The organism is Mucilaginibacter psychrotolerans (assembly GCF_004519315.1).
Taxonomy (GTDB): domain Bacteria; phylum Bacteroidota; class Bacteroidia; order Sphingobacteriales; family Sphingobacteriaceae; genus Mucilaginibacter; species Mucilaginibacter psychrotolerans.
This window is the reverse complement of record NZ_SOZE01000003.1, coordinates 330,702-344,947: the sequence shown is the minus strand read 5'-3', so window position 1 is coordinate 344,947 and position 14,246 is coordinate 330,702. Positions and strand designations below refer to the sequence as shown.

General features: G+C 45.6%; 12 protein-coding genes. 5 read left to right on the top strand and 7 right to left on the bottom strand.

Going from position 1 to position 14,246, the window contains the following annotated elements; translation table 11 throughout:
* Window positions 1-2: 2 nt before the first annotated feature.
* The 4 genes from E2R66_RS05380 to E2R66_RS05365 all read right to left on the bottom strand — a co-directional run bounded on the left by E2R66_RS05380 (window position 3) and on the right by E2R66_RS05365 (window position 2,376).
* On the bottom strand, window positions 3-716 hold the full coding sequence (locus E2R66_RS05380) for a class I SAM-dependent methyltransferase (protein WP_133227415.1): 714 nt from the start codon (window positions 714-716) through the stop codon (window positions 3-5).
* Window positions 717-805: 89 nt separating this feature from the next.
* Window positions 806-1,240: an RrF2 family transcriptional regulator gene (locus tag E2R66_RS05375; RefSeq protein WP_133227413.1), complete on the bottom strand. Its 435-nt coding sequence runs from the start codon at window positions 1,238-1,240 to the stop codon at window positions 806-808.
* Window positions 1,241-1,310: 70 nt separating this feature from the next.
* Entirely contained in the window at window positions 1,311-1,589 is a 279-nt protein-coding gene (locus E2R66_RS05370) for a SelT/SelW/SelH family protein (RefSeq protein WP_133227411.1), read from the bottom strand.
* Window positions 1,590-1,608: 19 nt separating this feature from the next.
* Window positions 1,609-2,376 carry an NUDIX hydrolase gene (locus tag E2R66_RS05365; protein ID WP_204985867.1) on the bottom strand — a complete coding sequence of 256 codons (768 nt, stop codon included), beginning with the start codon at window positions 2,374-2,376 and terminating at the stop codon, window positions 1,609-1,611.
* A gap of 99 nt (window positions 2,377-2,475) precedes the next feature.
* On the opposite strand from E2R66_RS05365, the gene E2R66_RS05360 reads away from it, so the two are divergent.
* A complete protein-coding gene (locus tag E2R66_RS05360; RefSeq protein WP_133227407.1) occupies window positions 2,476-4,107 on the top strand; it encodes a carboxylesterase/lipase family protein in 1,632 nt (543 codons plus the stop codon).
* Window positions 4,108-4,236: 129 nt separating this feature from the next.
* Here E2R66_RS05360 and lpdA read toward each other — a convergent pair whose 3' ends face one another.
* Entirely contained in the window at window positions 4,237-5,625 is a 1,389-nt protein-coding gene (gene lpdA / locus E2R66_RS05355) for a dihydrolipoyl dehydrogenase (RefSeq protein ID WP_133227405.1), read from the bottom strand.
* A 325-nt stretch (window positions 5,626-5,950) separates the two neighbouring features.
* On the opposite strand from lpdA, the gene E2R66_RS05350 reads away from it, so the two are divergent.
* The gene (locus E2R66_RS05350; protein ID WP_133227403.1) at window positions 5,951-9,286 is read left to right on the top strand and encodes a TonB-dependent receptor; all 3,336 of its coding nucleotides are present in this window, start codon (window positions 5,951-5,953) and stop codon (window positions 9,284-9,286) included.
* Between the two features lie 113 nt (window positions 9,287-9,399).
* Window positions 9,400-9,915, top strand: coding sequence for a GNAT family N-acetyltransferase (locus E2R66_RS05345; protein ID WP_133227401.1), 516 nt, complete (start codon window positions 9,400-9,402; stop codon window positions 9,913-9,915).
* A gap of 18 nt (window positions 9,916-9,933) precedes the next feature.
* On the opposite strand, the gene E2R66_RS05340 is transcribed toward E2R66_RS05345, so the two are convergent.
* Both E2R66_RS05340 and E2R66_RS05335 read right to left on the bottom strand, forming a co-directional pair.
* Entirely contained in the window at window positions 9,934-10,623 is a 690-nt protein-coding gene (locus tag E2R66_RS05340) for a sterol desaturase family protein (RefSeq protein ID WP_133227399.1), read from the bottom strand.
* A gap of 32 nt (window positions 10,624-10,655) precedes the next feature.
* A complete protein-coding gene (locus E2R66_RS05335; RefSeq protein WP_192901944.1) occupies window positions 10,656-11,837 on the bottom strand; it encodes an AIR synthase related protein in 1,182 nt (393 codons plus the stop codon).
* 67 nt (window positions 11,838-11,904) lie between these two features.
* Here E2R66_RS05335 and E2R66_RS05330 point away from each other — a divergent pair, with 67 nt between their 5' ends.
* Entirely contained in the window at window positions 11,905-13,686 is a 1,782-nt protein-coding gene (locus E2R66_RS05330; protein ID WP_133227397.1) for a chloride channel protein, read from the top strand.
* 36 nt (window positions 13,687-13,722) lie between these two features.
* Entirely contained in the window at window positions 13,723-14,178 is a 456-nt protein-coding gene (locus tag E2R66_RS05325) for a hypothetical protein (RefSeq protein WP_133227395.1), read from the top strand.
* The last annotated feature ends 68 nt before the right edge of the window (window positions 14,179-14,246 follow it).

Sequence of the window (14,246 nt, the reverse complement as noted above, 5' to 3'; positions counted from 1 at the left end):
TATTAATCTTTTTGGTAGACTAAAAAATGTTGTATCGGCATAAACTCCCCGTCTTCTACCAAGTGAAATCCGTTGGCCGTCATTTCCTTGTTCACTTGTTTAATACTCATTTTATGCAACTCTTTTATCGGCACCTCCGGGTCTTCGGCACGGTACTCTAATAGTAACAGTCGGCCTTTTGGTTTGAGCGCTTCCCGGATGGCTTGCAGCATTTCGTGCGGGTAAAGTAATTCGTGGTATACGTCAACCATTATAGCCAGATCGATAGCGTTGACAGGCAGGTTGGGAGAGTGGTCGCCTCCTTTAATTACAATCACGTTATTTGGTTTAAGCTTTTGGCTGCGGTATTTAAGGTAATTAACGGCATCGTCCTGTATTTCCACTGCGTAAACTTTGCCCTGAGGTACTTTGGTCGATATGCGGAAGGTATAGTAGCCCGTGCCTGCACCAATATCCGCAATAACACTATTTGCTGTGATAGGTAATTTAGAAATAGCGAGGTCGGCATTTTCTTCCTTTTGGCGGGTGCTGCGTTCCAGCCATGCCGCGCCGTCGAAACTCATTACCTGGGCTGTTTGCCGCCCAAGATAAAATTTACCGGTACCGCCGGTGCTTGCCTTCTTGAAGGTATAGATTGAATCTTTATGTTGGCCCGATAAAGTTAGTGTAATAATAGAAACACAAAGTAATGAAAAAACACATTTAAACTTAAGCATACTTACTTAACGTAAAATAGACTGAATAGGTTTAGGCGGAGATCAGAGATAGTTTTTTCAGTAAGGTTTTAGCAGGTATATTTTAGCTTTTATAAATTGATCAATGTTGTTTCTCTCGCAATAATATCGGCTATGCTGGTTTCCGAAAGTATCTTTAGCGAGGCATCGCGCACCTCAATAAATACATCACGTATGCCGCAGGTATGCTCCTGGTGGCACTCATCGCAACGGTGGTAGAAATTGATGCTGGCGCATGGAACCATAGCTATGGGGCCATCTGTAATTCGCATAATACTCACCAAAAAAATCTCTTTTGGGTCTTTATTTAAGCTGTAACCACCCCCAGCACCCTTTTTACTGTACAAAAAACCTGCGTTGCGAAGGTCTAAAAGTATCTGTTCCAAAAATTTCTTCGGAATTTTTTCTATTTCTGCAATTTTCGATATCTGCATCGGTGGTTTGTCCATGTTTTTGCCCATGGCAACCAAAGCTTTTATAGCGTATTTCGTTTTTTTGGATAGCATTTGAAAAATTAAGCGACAAAGTTACGTAAACAAATTTTGTTAAGCTAACAGGTAAAGAATTACTATAAAATTAGGATTTATCTGAGTGCCCCAGGTTTCTACCGGGATTAACTGCATCGCGCAGTAACTGTTTCAACTCCTTTATCTCCGGGAAACGCCCTATGGTTTTCCTGTCAAACAGCACTTCTGCATTCACATATATGGTATAACGGCCGCTAACTTCGCTAGGTTGCAGGGTAACGCCCCAAAGGTCGTCGCTAAAGGTAGTGAGTAATTCCTGGGCCATATATGCCGCTCGCAGCAGCCAGTTGCATTTTGGGCAATATTCTATAATAACCGTAGGTTTCATCGGTTATAAAAGTAGCAACTTATTTAGAAACAAAACGATATAAATAAGGTGCTTTATGCGCGCCGCCGCTAAATTTCTTCGCTACACGCTCCAATATACTCAAGCCGAGCATTTTGCGCTGGAAAGCCGGGCGCAGCAGCTTTTTATCCAATATGGTTTCATACAGGCTTTGCAGTTCGCTCATGGTAAAATCGCGGGGCAACAGGTTAAAGCCAATTAGTTTATCATCCAGCATAGCTCTCAATGCCTGCAGCGCTTTATGCACTATAGCGGTATGGTCTTGTATCAATGGTGGTAAAGCATCCAGGTGATACCAATCGCAGCTATCGAAAATTTTATCAGGCGTAGGGGTCACCAGCGTAAAGTCTACCAGGCCGAAGTAGCCAACGCTTATAAAGCGTTGCAGCAGCCAGTGCCCGGGGTTATGTGCACTGCCATCGGCTTCCATAAAAGAAATAAAGGGGGTAGGATCGTGCCGGGCCACATCGCCAAACACGTAGAATTGTTCCAGGTAGATGTTGCTTAGGCCTGTGCGTTCGGTAGCTACACGTTTAGCGGCATCGTTAAGGTTTTCGGTAAGGAGAACAAAACCGCCTGGCAGGGCATGCAGGCAGGTTTTGCTGTATTGCATCAGTAATACTTTCAATTGGTTATTATGGAAACCGAATATCACGGCATCAATCGCCAGATGAGGGATAAACCCGAAGCCCTCCGAACTGCTTTCTGTAGGGTTGTTGGTGTTGCTCATTATTTTACCTGCTGCCTCAAATAAATTTGAAAATGCCAATGTTACGGATTATTATTGTAACATAATGATACAATAATAAAAACCACTACTGGAGGTTTTTTATTGTTCAATAAAAACCAATTATAATTCAAATATCAGATGAAAAAAATCGCTTTGTTGTTAGTGATGCCATTTGCTTTTGCCGGGGCTGTGATGGCGCAAACGTTGGTGAAAATAAGTAATGGCCAATTGGAGGGCGTGCACGAAAAATCGGGCGTGATAAGCTTCAAAGGCATCCCCTTTGCGCAACCACCCATTGGCGATCTGCGCTGGAAAGACCCGCAGCCGGTAGCTGGTTGGACAGGCATTCGCAAGTGCGATACCTTCGGCTACAACCCTATGCAAAAAAAAGTGTTCGGCGATATGGGGTTCCGTTCGCCGGGCATGAGCGAGGATTGCCTGTATCTTAACGTATGGGTGCCTGCAAAAAAAACCAGGGAAAAAATGCCGGTGTTGGTTTACTTTTATGGTGGCGGCTTTGTAGCCGGTGATGGTTCTGAAGCCCGATACGATGGCGAGAGCATGGCCAAAAGGGGCATCATATCGCTTACGGTAAACTACCGGCTGGGCGTGTTTGGTTTTTTGGCACATCCCGAACTGAGCAAAGAATCGCCGCACCAATCATCAGGTAATTATGCGTTGATGGACCAGAATGCGGCCCTGCGCTGGGTGCAGGCCAATATAGCTGCTTTCGGTGGCGACCCTAAACGGGTTACTATTGCAGGTGAATCGGCAGGCTCTATTGCTGTTTCGGCACAAATGGCCTCTCCCTTATCAAAAAACCTGATCGCCGGCGCTATTGGTGAAAGCGGGGCGATGATAAAACCAACCCTGCCCGCTATCCCCTTAACAGATGCCGAAGCCAACGGCATTAAATTCGCCGATAAGGCAGGGGCCACTACTTTGGCGGCACTGCGTGCCATGCCCGCATCAGAGCTATTAGAGATAGCTTCAAAACAAGGTATGCCGCCAACATCATCGCCGGTGGTAGATGGGTATTTCCTTACCAAAATACCTGCTGATGTTTTTGCGGAAGGGCAACAAGCAAAAGTACCGTTATTGGCTGGCTGGAACTCGGCAGAGATACCTTATCAGGCAGTGATGTATGGCCTGCCGCCAACGCCTGAGAATTACCTGAAGCAATTAAAGATGTTTTATGGCGAAAAAGCCGACGAGGTATTGAAACTATACCCTGGCGCAACCGAAGAGGAGGTAATCAAATCTGCCACGGAACTCGCCAGCGACCGTTTTATATCTTACAGTACCTGGAAATGGGCCGAGTTGCACGCCCAAACCAGCGGCAGACCGGTTTATCGTTACCTGTTTTCGCGGCCCCGCCCGGCCATGACGGCTAAGATGGGCAATGCCAAGCCCGGCCTGGCAGGTGGTATTACCGCAGGCGATGGCAAGCCGGAGCCGCCAAAAGGGCCTCAGCCTTATAACGGTGCGGCACACGCCTCGGAAATAGAATACGCCATGGGCAACCTCGCCACCAACGAAACCTACCAATGGGGGCCTCATGACTACAAGGTATCTAATGTTATGGAAACCTACTTTGCCAATTTTATTAAAACGGGCAACCCCAATGGCGTTGGCGTACCAAAGTGGACGCCTAACACTAGAGGCGGCGCGGTGTCGTTTATCAATATAGATGTTACAACTATTTTAGAACAAGAGGGGCCGCAGCTTAGGGGCCGCTATGTGTTCCTCGACAAAGAATATTTGAAATAATTAGCCGCTATTATCGTTTAAAGCCGCCCTCGACTAATCGAGGGCGGCTTTTGTACTTTATAGCAAATGTTTATCCATAAAAAAAGCATCGGTTTCTGGATGCTTTTTGGTTTTTTTACGGAATTTAAATTACAAGTGAATCACCTCGCCGTATGCATCGGCAGCAGCTTCCATAACGGCTTCGCTCATGGTAGGATGAGGGTGTACCGATTTGATGATCTCGTGGCCGGTGGCTTCCAGCTTGCGGGCGGTAACTACTTCGGCAATCATTTCGGTTACGTTGGCACCCAACATGTGCGCACCCAGGAACTCGCCGTATTTGGCATCGAAAATTAGTTTTACGAAACCATCTTTTGCGCCTGCAGCACTTGCTTTACCCGATGCAGAGAAGGGGAACTTGCCTACTTTTATCTCGTAGCCAGCTTCTTTAGCAGCTTTTTCGGTATAACCAACCGAAGCAACTTCAGGCCAGCAATAAGTACAGCCAGGTATGTTGTTGTAGTTTAAAGGCTCGGGGTGGTGGCCTGCAATTTTCTCTACGCAGATGATACCCTCAGCAGAGGCAACATGAGCCAATGCCTGTCCTTTTACGATATCGCCGATGGCGTAAACGCCTTCAACGTTGGTTTGGTAGTAATCATCAACCAATACCTTGCCTTTATCGGTTTTAACCCCGTTTTCTTCCAGTCCTATACCCTCGATGTTGGTAGAGATACCTACCGCAGATAATACTACGTCAGCTTCTAAAACGATATTGCCGCTCGAGGTTTTAACGTTTACGCGGCATCCATCGCCGTTGGTATCAACAGACTCTACAGTAGAGGCTGTCATGATATTAATACCTTGTTTCTTTAATATACGGGCAAGGCCTTTTGATATCTCTTCATCTTCCAGCGGTACAATGTTGTCCAGGAATTCAACCACGGTAACTTTGGTGCCTATAGCATTATAGAAATAAGCAAACTCAATACCTATAGCACCCGAACCTACCACCACCATTGATTTGGGTTGCTGTGGAAGCACCATCGCCTGGCGGTAGCCTATTACCTTTTTGCCATCCTGTTTAAGGTTTGGCAACTCGCGCGAGCGGCCACCCGTTGCCAGTATAATATGTTTTGCGGTGAAATCTTTCACGGTGCCATCGGCTATTTTTACAGATACGGTGCCCTTGGTTTTGAGCAAGCCGTAGCCTATAATCACATCGATCTTGTTTTTCTTCATTAAAAACTGCACGCCTTTGCTCATGCCATCGGCCACGCTGCGGCTGCGTTTGATAACGGCTTCAAAATCAACCTCGCCACCGTTGGTTTTGATGCCATAATCGGCAGCATGGTTCAGGTAATCAAAAACCTGCGCACTTTTAAGCAGCGCCTTGGTAGGGATACAGCCCCAGTTAAGGCAAACACCCCCTAAGGATTCTTTTTCTACTATAGCGGTTTTTAAACCCAGCTGTGATGCACGTATTGCGGCCACATAGCCACCCGGGCCCGAACCTATAACAATTAAATCGTAGTCCATATAGTTATATATCTTTTTTGATTTTGAATGCCAAAGCTAAGTAAAAAGCGGTGAAATGAAAAAAAACGGGATTTTTAGGATTTTGCTATGATAAATTAAATATAACGTTCAAAAAACGTACAACTAAGGGTTGTGTAAGCGGTCTGAATAATGTAAATATTATACTAAAAATTCCTCATATTTCCATTATTAGCTGCGAAGTGCGTAAAATGTTGAAAAATATATAATTATTGTTAACACTAACTTAACATTGGCAATGAGGCAATTGCCTATCTTTGCCCTCGAATTTAATCACTTAACAGTTAAAATTAAAAAAAAACAGCGTATGAGGAAGCATTTACTTCTATTAATTTTCGCCCTGTTTACAACTGTTGTAGGCTTTGCACAGCAAACAACAAGTAGTATATCAGGAACCGTAGTTGACGAGAAGGGTTTACCATTGCCGGGTGTTACAATCACGGCTTTGCATACCCCAACCGGCACTAACTACGCAACCGTATCCCGCGTGGATGGCCGTTACAACTTACCAAACTTACGTATTGGTGGCCCGTACACGGTTACATTCTCTTTCATCGGGTTTAACTCTAAGGTTGAAAATGATATTACCTTATCATTGGGCCAGGAGTTTAGAATTGATACCAAATTGTTGCCAACCAGCACTTCGTTAAGCGAAGTAAGAGTGGTGAGCACGCAAAACAAGGTTATTAATAACTCCCGTACAGGTTCACAGGAAATCATTACCCGTAACCAGATCGATCGTTTACCAACCATCAACAGGTCTATTCAGGATTACACCAAGTTAACTCCATCATCTAACGGTAACAGCTTTGGCGGCCGTAACGGTAACGGTAACAACGTAACTGTGGATGGTGCTTTGTTTAACAACTCATTTGGTTTATCAGGTACACTGGGTGGCCAAACCAACTCACAGCCAATCTCGCTTGATGCGATTGAGCAGATTCAGGTTGCCGTGAACCCATTTGATGTTACTCAGGGCCGTTTCGCAGGTTCGAGCGTTAACACCGTAACCAAATCAGGTACAAACGAATTTAAAGGTACGGTTTACCTTTACAAACGTTCTGCAGGCTTGGTGGGTTTACACACTTTAACCACTGATGTGGCAAAACCAACTGTAAACTATACCCAGCGCGGTATCAGCTTAGGTGGCCCAATCATCAAAAACAAATTGTTCTTATTCGTATCTGGCGAGCAGGAAAGGATAAGCGATCCGGCTACTGCTTACACTGCGTTACGCAGCGGCCAGGTTGCCGGCGGTACCATTTCTCAGGCAACATATGATGACTTGAACACTTTGAAAGATTTCCTGAAAACCAAGTACAACTATGATGCAGGCGCTTTCGAAAACTATCAGCTGCGCACCCGCTCTGATAAAGTTACTGCCAAGTTAGACTGGAACGTTGACAAGAACAACACCTTATCGTTAAAATATTTCTACCTGAAATCTTTGCGCGATGTATCCCCAAGCAGCTCAGGTGCCCAGGGTTCTCGTAGCCCGGGCTTGGCAGGCTTGCCTTTCTTCTCTTCTTATTACACTATCAACAACAATTTCAACATCGGTATAGCCGAGTTGAACACACGTATCAGCAGCAAATTTGCCAACAAATTCACCGTTGGTTACCAGGCCCTGCGCGATTTCCGTTCTTCACCGGGCGGTGGTTCTTTCCCGCTTGTTGATATCCTGAACGCTGCAGGTACAGGTACTTTAACCTCGTTTGGTTATGAGCCTTTCACTGCCAACAACTTGCTTAGCACAAATACCACACAGGTTAGCGATAACTTTACCATATTCTCTGGTAAACACGAATTCAACATCGGCGTATCCGGCGAGTTCAATAGCTACAAAAATGGTTTTGCACCAAACTACAACGGTTTATACCGCTTTAAAAGCTTAGCTGATTTCTATGAATCTGCAAACAACGGCACGCCAACTGCGGTACGTTATGCATTACAATATTCTGCCGTAGGCGATTTTCCATTCGCTTATGTAAAAGCTTACACTGTAGGCCTATACCTACAGGATAAATGGCAGGCTACTGATAACTTTAAGTTGACTTACGGCGTACGCTTTGATTTGCCAAGCTATAACACCGAAAGCCAGTTTAACGCAAACGCTGCTGCTTTAACCGGTTTCAGGGATGGTTACAAAGTGAACACTTCACAATTCCCGAAAGCTACATTGCAGATTTCTCCTCGCGTTGGTTTCAACTGGAATGTTAATGGCGAAGGCTTAACCCAAGTCCGTGGTGGTGCCGGTATATTCCAGGGCCCTGTTCCTTATGTTTATATATCTAACCAGGCCAGTAACAACGGTGTGCAATTTGGTTCGTACACCGCAGTACCGGGCGTTGCCGGTGTAACCGCTACCGACACGCGCTTCATATTCAAACCGGATGTTAACGCAAACAGGCCAGCAACAGCCACTGCAAACACGCAATACAATTTGGTTGCCACTGATAAGAATTTTAAATTCCCTTCAAACTTCCGCGTTAACTTAGCTGTAGATCAAAAATTACCATTCGGTATCATCGGTACCTTAGAGGGTAGCTATTCTAAAGACCTGAACGCAGTTATCTTTCAAAACATTGCTTTGCCTGCTACAGGTACCGCATTTAAAGGAGGCGACAACCGCATTCGTTACAGCAATACTACCGCTTACCCGGCTATTACCTTGCCAAGTGGCGCAAACGGCAACACTGCTGCTGCTCCTAACATCAGCGATGCGATCTTGCTGACCAATACCAAAAAAGGTTATGCTTACACCATTACCGGCCAGTTACAGCGTACTTTCAAAGACCTGTACTTCATGGTAGCTTATACTTACTCTGATTCCCGTTCGGTTAACGATGGTGGTTCTATCTCGCAATCAACCTGGAGGGATCGTTCAGTATCCGGCGACCCGAATGCTGATGTAACTTCATACACTAACTTCCGCCAGCCAAACCGTGTTATTGCTGCATTTTCTTACAAAAAAGCATACCTAGGCCACTTATCAACTTCGGTAGGTTTAACCTACGAAGCTGCTAACGCAGGTGTTGGTTCATACGCATACAGCGGTGACGTAAACGGCGATGGACAAACCAGCAACGACTTGCTTTACGTACCTAAAGATGCAAGCGACATTATACTGATAGGTGATAACGCACAGGATTTACGTACCGGTACCAAAACCCTGCTTAACCCGGGTGGTGCTGCCAACGGTGGCGTACTTTATGCACAGTTGAATAACTACATTAATCAGGACCCTTACCTGAGCAAACGCCGCGGTAAATATGCTGAGCGTAACGGTTTGGTATTGCCTTACTTCCACCTGGTAAACTTTAACTTCACTCAGGACCTTTACCAAACTGCCGGTAAAATCAAAAACACCCTGCAGTTCGAGTTTAACATTATCAACTTAGGCAACTTCCTTTACCGCAACTGGGGTAACTACAAATTTGCTAACAGGACACTGTTGTTGTCTTACAAAGGTGTTTACAATAATACTGGTAACACAGCTGACCCGGATAATGGCAAACCGATTTATTCGTTCCCATACCTCGATAACACCAATCAGGTGCCGCTTACCAGCACTTGGGGTAACGGTGTATCACAAGCTTCACGCTGGCAAGCTCAGTTTGGTTTGAGGTATATCTTCAACTAAACCACGCTTTAGCGTAATAACAAAGAACCCTGGCCGCAACGCTGGGGTTTTTTGTTGGGTTTTTGCACGGTAGGATATCTTTTTATGATTGAATAACAATTCCTGCACATTAAATGCAAATTCAGATACTACACACCACACCAGAAGATATACCCGCGATATTCCCGCTATACGATGATGCCATAGCCTATCAAAAGCAAGTAGGAAATAACCATTGGTATGGCTTTAAGTCCGAACAGATAGAAAAGGAAGTAGACGAGGACAGGCATTATAAGATATTAGCAAACGGCCACATCCTCGGCGTATTTTGCCTCACCTTTAGCGACCCCGAAATTTGGCAGGAACTGAACGACGACACACACGCTATGTACATCCATCGTATTGCCACCAGCCACCAGGCACGCGGGCTAAACCTGGTTAAGCATATCATCGTATGGGCCAGGGCATATGCACAGGAAAACAATCTTAAGCTTATCCGTATAGATACCGGTGCCGGGAACGATCGTCTCATTAACTATTACATCAGCTGTGGGTTTACTTTTATTAAAGACACCACTATAGCCTACGAGCCCGGCATGCCGTTGCATTATAAGGATGGTGCATTTGCGTTGTTAGAAATGCCGGCATAAAATAAGCACGTGGCTTACCTACGCTTTGTAGGTTTTAAATATCCTATCCCAAATGCTAGTGTAGAAACCAAAATTGTATTTAATATCGGTATGATGGTTGTGGTGGAAGGATGATGTGCCTAGGTATTTGAGCAGGTAGCTGTCGCGAAGTTTAGCGGGCAGCGGCTCTACGCCTAAATGGCCTATGATGCCGAAGACTACGTTTAAACTTAGGTAAATAAGCACCGCGTAGAAATTGAAATGGTAAAGCGCAAGCGTAAATAACCACAAGCTGCCGAAACTCATTGTTTCCAAGGGGTGTAGTACGAACAAGTCGATGGGGATGGGGTGGCGGTAATGATGATGGAAACGATGAATTACCTTATAAAGGGCCATTTGGTGGATGGCATAATGCAGCACGTACATCGCCAGATCCATTGCGAGGAACAGCAGCAGGAAATCAACAATAATGTACCAGTTGATATCAAAACCGAAAATCAAATAGCCGTGCTGCCAACCCCAAAAACCCGCGTAGGTGATTGCCGTATTGATGAGATTGGTGCCGATACAGGTCAATATTTCGGTAGGTGATGCCGGGCGGATAGGCTTTTTGCCAAGCTTAAGTATTATCCAGCCTGCAAGTAAACCAATAGCCGTAACGAGCAGGTTCTCTACCAGGAAGATGAGCCATAAAATAAGCGTTGATTGTGCAGAGAGGAATCTTAACATGCTGGATTATCCTCCTGCAAAATAACTGTTATTTACTCATACTCAAACACCCCAAATTCCGACGTAACGGTAACCTTCTTTTTATCCGCAGCTTCTACACGGCCAATGATTTGCGCCGATACGCCAAAGCTTTCGGATATGGCGATGATATCGGCGGCAATTTCCTGGGGTATGTAAAGTTCCATACGGTGGCCCATGTTGAATACTTTATACATCTCCTGCCAGCTGGTGTTGCTTTCTTCCTGGATCAGCTTAAATAACGGTGGGATAGGGAAGAGGTTGTCTTTGATAATATGCAAACTATCTATAAAGTGCAGCACCTTGGTTTGTGCGCCGCCGCTGCAATGCACCATGCCGTTTATTTGGCTACGGTACCGATCTAAAATGGTTTTAATGATCGGGGCGTAGGTGCGCGTAGCTGAAAGCACCAACTTACCCGCAGTTACAGTTTCACCATTGCCTATCTCAATTTCGTCGGTTAATTTTTTGCTGCCCGAGAATACCAGGTCGTAAGGTACTGCCGGGTCAAAACTTTCCGGGAATTTATCGGCGATGGTTTTGTTGAAAACATCGTGGCGGGCGGATGTCAATCCGTTAGAGCCCATGCCGCCGTTGTACGCTGACTCGTATGTAGCCTGTCCGTATGATGCCAGCCCTACGATTACGTCACCGGGTTGTATGCGGTCGTTAGATATTACGTCGGCACGTTTCATACGGCAGGTAACTGTGCTGTCAACAATAATGGTGCGAACCAGATCGCCCACATCTGCAGTTTCGCCGCCGGTGCTGTAAATGCCGATGCCTGCATCGCGAAGCTCTGCCAGTATTTCTTCGGTGCCATTGATGATGGCCGCTATTACTTCGCCGGGAATAAGGTTTTTGTTTCGGCCTATGGTAGATGAGAGCAGGATGTTATCCACCGCGCCTATACAAAGCAAATCATCCAGGTTCATGATGATGGCATCCTGGGCAATACCCCGCCAAACAGATATATCACCGGTTTCTTTCCAGTAGGTGTAAGCCAGCGACGATTTGGTACCCGCGCCATCGGCGTGCATAATATTGCAGTAGTCGGGGTCGTTAGTTAATATATCAGGTACAATTTTGCAGAATGCTTTAGGAAAAATTCCTTTATCAATATTTTTAATGGCATTATGTACATCGTCTTTAGATGCAGATACGCCCCGTTGATCATATCTTTGCGGAGAAATCATGGGCAAATATACTGCTTAATACCCTTTTGCGGGCTAAAATTGTTAATTTGCCACATCTGCCTCTTCTATGTTCAAATCTGTAAGTCATAAACTCAACCGACTGCGTCTCACGCTTAACGGCCAACGTAATTTTCTAATCTATTGTAGCGTAGCGGTAGGTTTATTTGGCGGCTTAGCTGCCGTGGCCCTCAAATTCCTGGTGCATTTAATGGAGGGGCTTAGCCGTGATATATCCTCGCATTTGCCCTATCATATTATATATGTGTTTTTGCCTGCACTGGGCATATTGCTTACAGTGGCCTGGCATCACCTCATCAACCGCGATAAGATGCAGAAGGGCATAGGTAATATACTGGTTAACATCAAAAAAAACCGCTCCAACATCAGGCTAAATAATATCTATTCGCATTTGGTAACCAGTTCACTCACCGTAGGCTTTGGGGGCTCTTCGGGCCTGGAGGCACCTATTGTGTGTACTGGGGCCGCCTTAGGCTCAAATCTTGGCCGGCTTTTCAAGCTGAGCCCTTACGAAAAAACGGTATTGATAGCGGCCGGCGCATCGGCAGGCATTGCGGCAGTATTTAATAGCCCGATAGCCGGGGTATTGTTCTCGCTGGAGATACTGATAGGGGAGATCACCATCCCCACGTTTATACCCCTGCTCATTGCATCGGCAACGGGCGTGGTGGTATCTAAAATATTGTATTCGGGGCAGTTGTTCCATTTGGTGACGGATGGTTGGGTGATGCCGGCACTACCGTTTTACGTATTGCTGGGGCTGTTGTGCGGCTGGGTATCTATTTACATTGCCAAAGTTGGCGGCAGCTTAGAGAAAGGCATATTTATGGGCCAGAACCGTTACGTGCGTGCGATAATGGGAGGGCTCATTTTAGGTGTTATGATTATGGTGTTCCCGCCGCTTTTTGCCGAAGGCTACCATTACTTGCAAGAGATACTGAACGGCAATATAGAAGCACTTAAAGAGGAAACCTTTTTTGGCGCTTCGCTATCGAACCCATTGCTCATGTTGCTATTTATAGCGGGGCTGGTATTGATGAAGATAGTGGCGGCCGGCATTACTATTGGCTCGGGCGGTAACGGCGGTACATTTGCGCCCACTATGTTTACTGGGGCATTCCTGGGTTTATTGGTGGCATTTGGCGTAAACCAAACAGGGCTGATACACCTCAATACGAGTAACTTTATTGCGGTGGGTATGGCCGGTGCCCTAAGTGGCGTATTGCATGCGCCGCTCACCGCGATATTTTTGATTGCTGAGATCACCGGCGGCTACGTGCTGTTTATTCCCTTGATGATCGTATCGGCTATATCCTATATTATCGCCAAGTTGTCAAACCCGCATAATATGTATTGGCACCAACTGGTACACGAAAATAATATCCACCCCGGGCAGGATTACCAGATGCTCAATAACATTGCGCTGGATGCCATCATCAATAAAAAGTTTACGGCCATTAATAAGCAGATGCCGCTGACCAGCCTACACCAAATATTGGCCAACACCGACGCTAACATCTTCCCGATACTTACGGCAGCCGGTGAACTGGAGGGTGTGATTTGGATGGATGAGATACGTCGGCACCTTTTTGGTACTGATACCGAAGGCGAAACGGTTGCAGATATCATGGTTGCCCCGCCCGCATTAATTGCGCATACCGATACCGTTAGCCGGGTGATGGAACTTTTCGATAGCCTTGAAGTATGGCAATTGCCGGTGATGAAGGACGGTCTGTTTATTGGCTTCGTGGGCAAATCGGCCCTGTTGAGCAAATACCGCGAGATAATGATAAAACAGCACCGCGACACTGATTTATTTGCGCACCATTAGTAATTATTAAATACAACAACATATATTAGGGCGTAAATGAAAATAACGTTTAGAATATATTTAGTCCTGCTGGTCATCTTAAGTTTTATATTGGGCATGCCTAAAACCTCCATTGAGCAGGAGATGTCACTCGCGGTAAATTTTACCAGTTCAACCGCCACTATATGGGAAAGCGTTAAGGTTTTCTTAGTGTTAGAAACGCATGTTTTGCTATTGTTTTTGCTTACCATGCGGCAAAACCCTGCTTACCGGTACTTTATTGTGTACTTTCCGATAGCCTACCTGCTGGCTTATTTTTCCGTTACCCTGGGCGAGTACCTGGTTGAGCCTGATAAATTCCTTACCATTATCCCATTCGTGCTTTGCTATGGCTTATGCGTTGTGCAGTATAATTCGGTTTTAAAAGCCGACCCTTCCTTTGCCCTCGGCCTGCCCGAAAAACCCGAAGAGGAATATCAGCCCCGCGAGTTTGACAATGGTGAACCTATGTAATGAACACGAATTGAGTTAACACGAATTATTCACGAAAAGGGACGAATTTCACGAATTAAAAAGATGAC

Excerpts from the sequence above, each read along its gene's own strand:
- E2R66_RS05380 (WP_133227415.1), bottom strand. The coding sequence starts at position 716 with ATGCTTAAGTTTAAATGTGTTTTTTCATTACTTTGTGTTTCTATTATT.
- E2R66_RS05375 (WP_133227413.1), bottom strand. The coding sequence starts at position 1,240 with ATGCTATCCAAAAAAACGAAATACGCTATAAAAGCTTTGGTTGCCATG.
- E2R66_RS05370 (WP_133227411.1), bottom strand. The coding sequence starts at position 1,589 with ATGAAACCTACGGTTATTATAGAATATTGCCCAAAATGCAACTGGCTG.
- E2R66_RS05360 (WP_133227407.1), top strand. The coding sequence starts at position 2,476 with ATGAAAAAAATCGCTTTGTTGTTAGTGATGCCATTTGCTTTTGCCGGG.
- lpdA (WP_133227405.1), bottom strand. The coding sequence starts at position 5,625 with ATGGACTACGATTTAATTGTTATAGGTTCGGGCCCGGGTGGCTATGTG.
- E2R66_RS05350 (WP_133227403.1), top strand. The coding sequence starts at position 5,951 with ATGAGGAAGCATTTACTTCTATTAATTTTCGCCCTGTTTACAACTGTT.
- E2R66_RS05345 (WP_133227401.1), top strand. The coding sequence starts at position 9,400 with ATGCAAATTCAGATACTACACACCACACCAGAAGATATACCCGCGATA.
- E2R66_RS05340 (WP_133227399.1), bottom strand. The coding sequence starts at position 10,623 with ATGTTAAGATTCCTCTCTGCACAATCAACGCTTATTTTATGGCTCATC.
- E2R66_RS05335 (WP_192901944.1), bottom strand. The coding sequence starts at position 11,837 with ATGATTTCTCCGCAAAGATATGATCAACGGGGCGTATCTGCATCTAAA.
- E2R66_RS05330 (WP_133227397.1), top strand. The coding sequence starts at position 11,905 with ATGTTCAAATCTGTAAGTCATAAACTCAACCGACTGCGTCTCACGCTT.
- E2R66_RS05325 (WP_133227395.1), top strand. The coding sequence starts at position 13,723 with ATGAAAATAACGTTTAGAATATATTTAGTCCTGCTGGTCATCTTAAGT.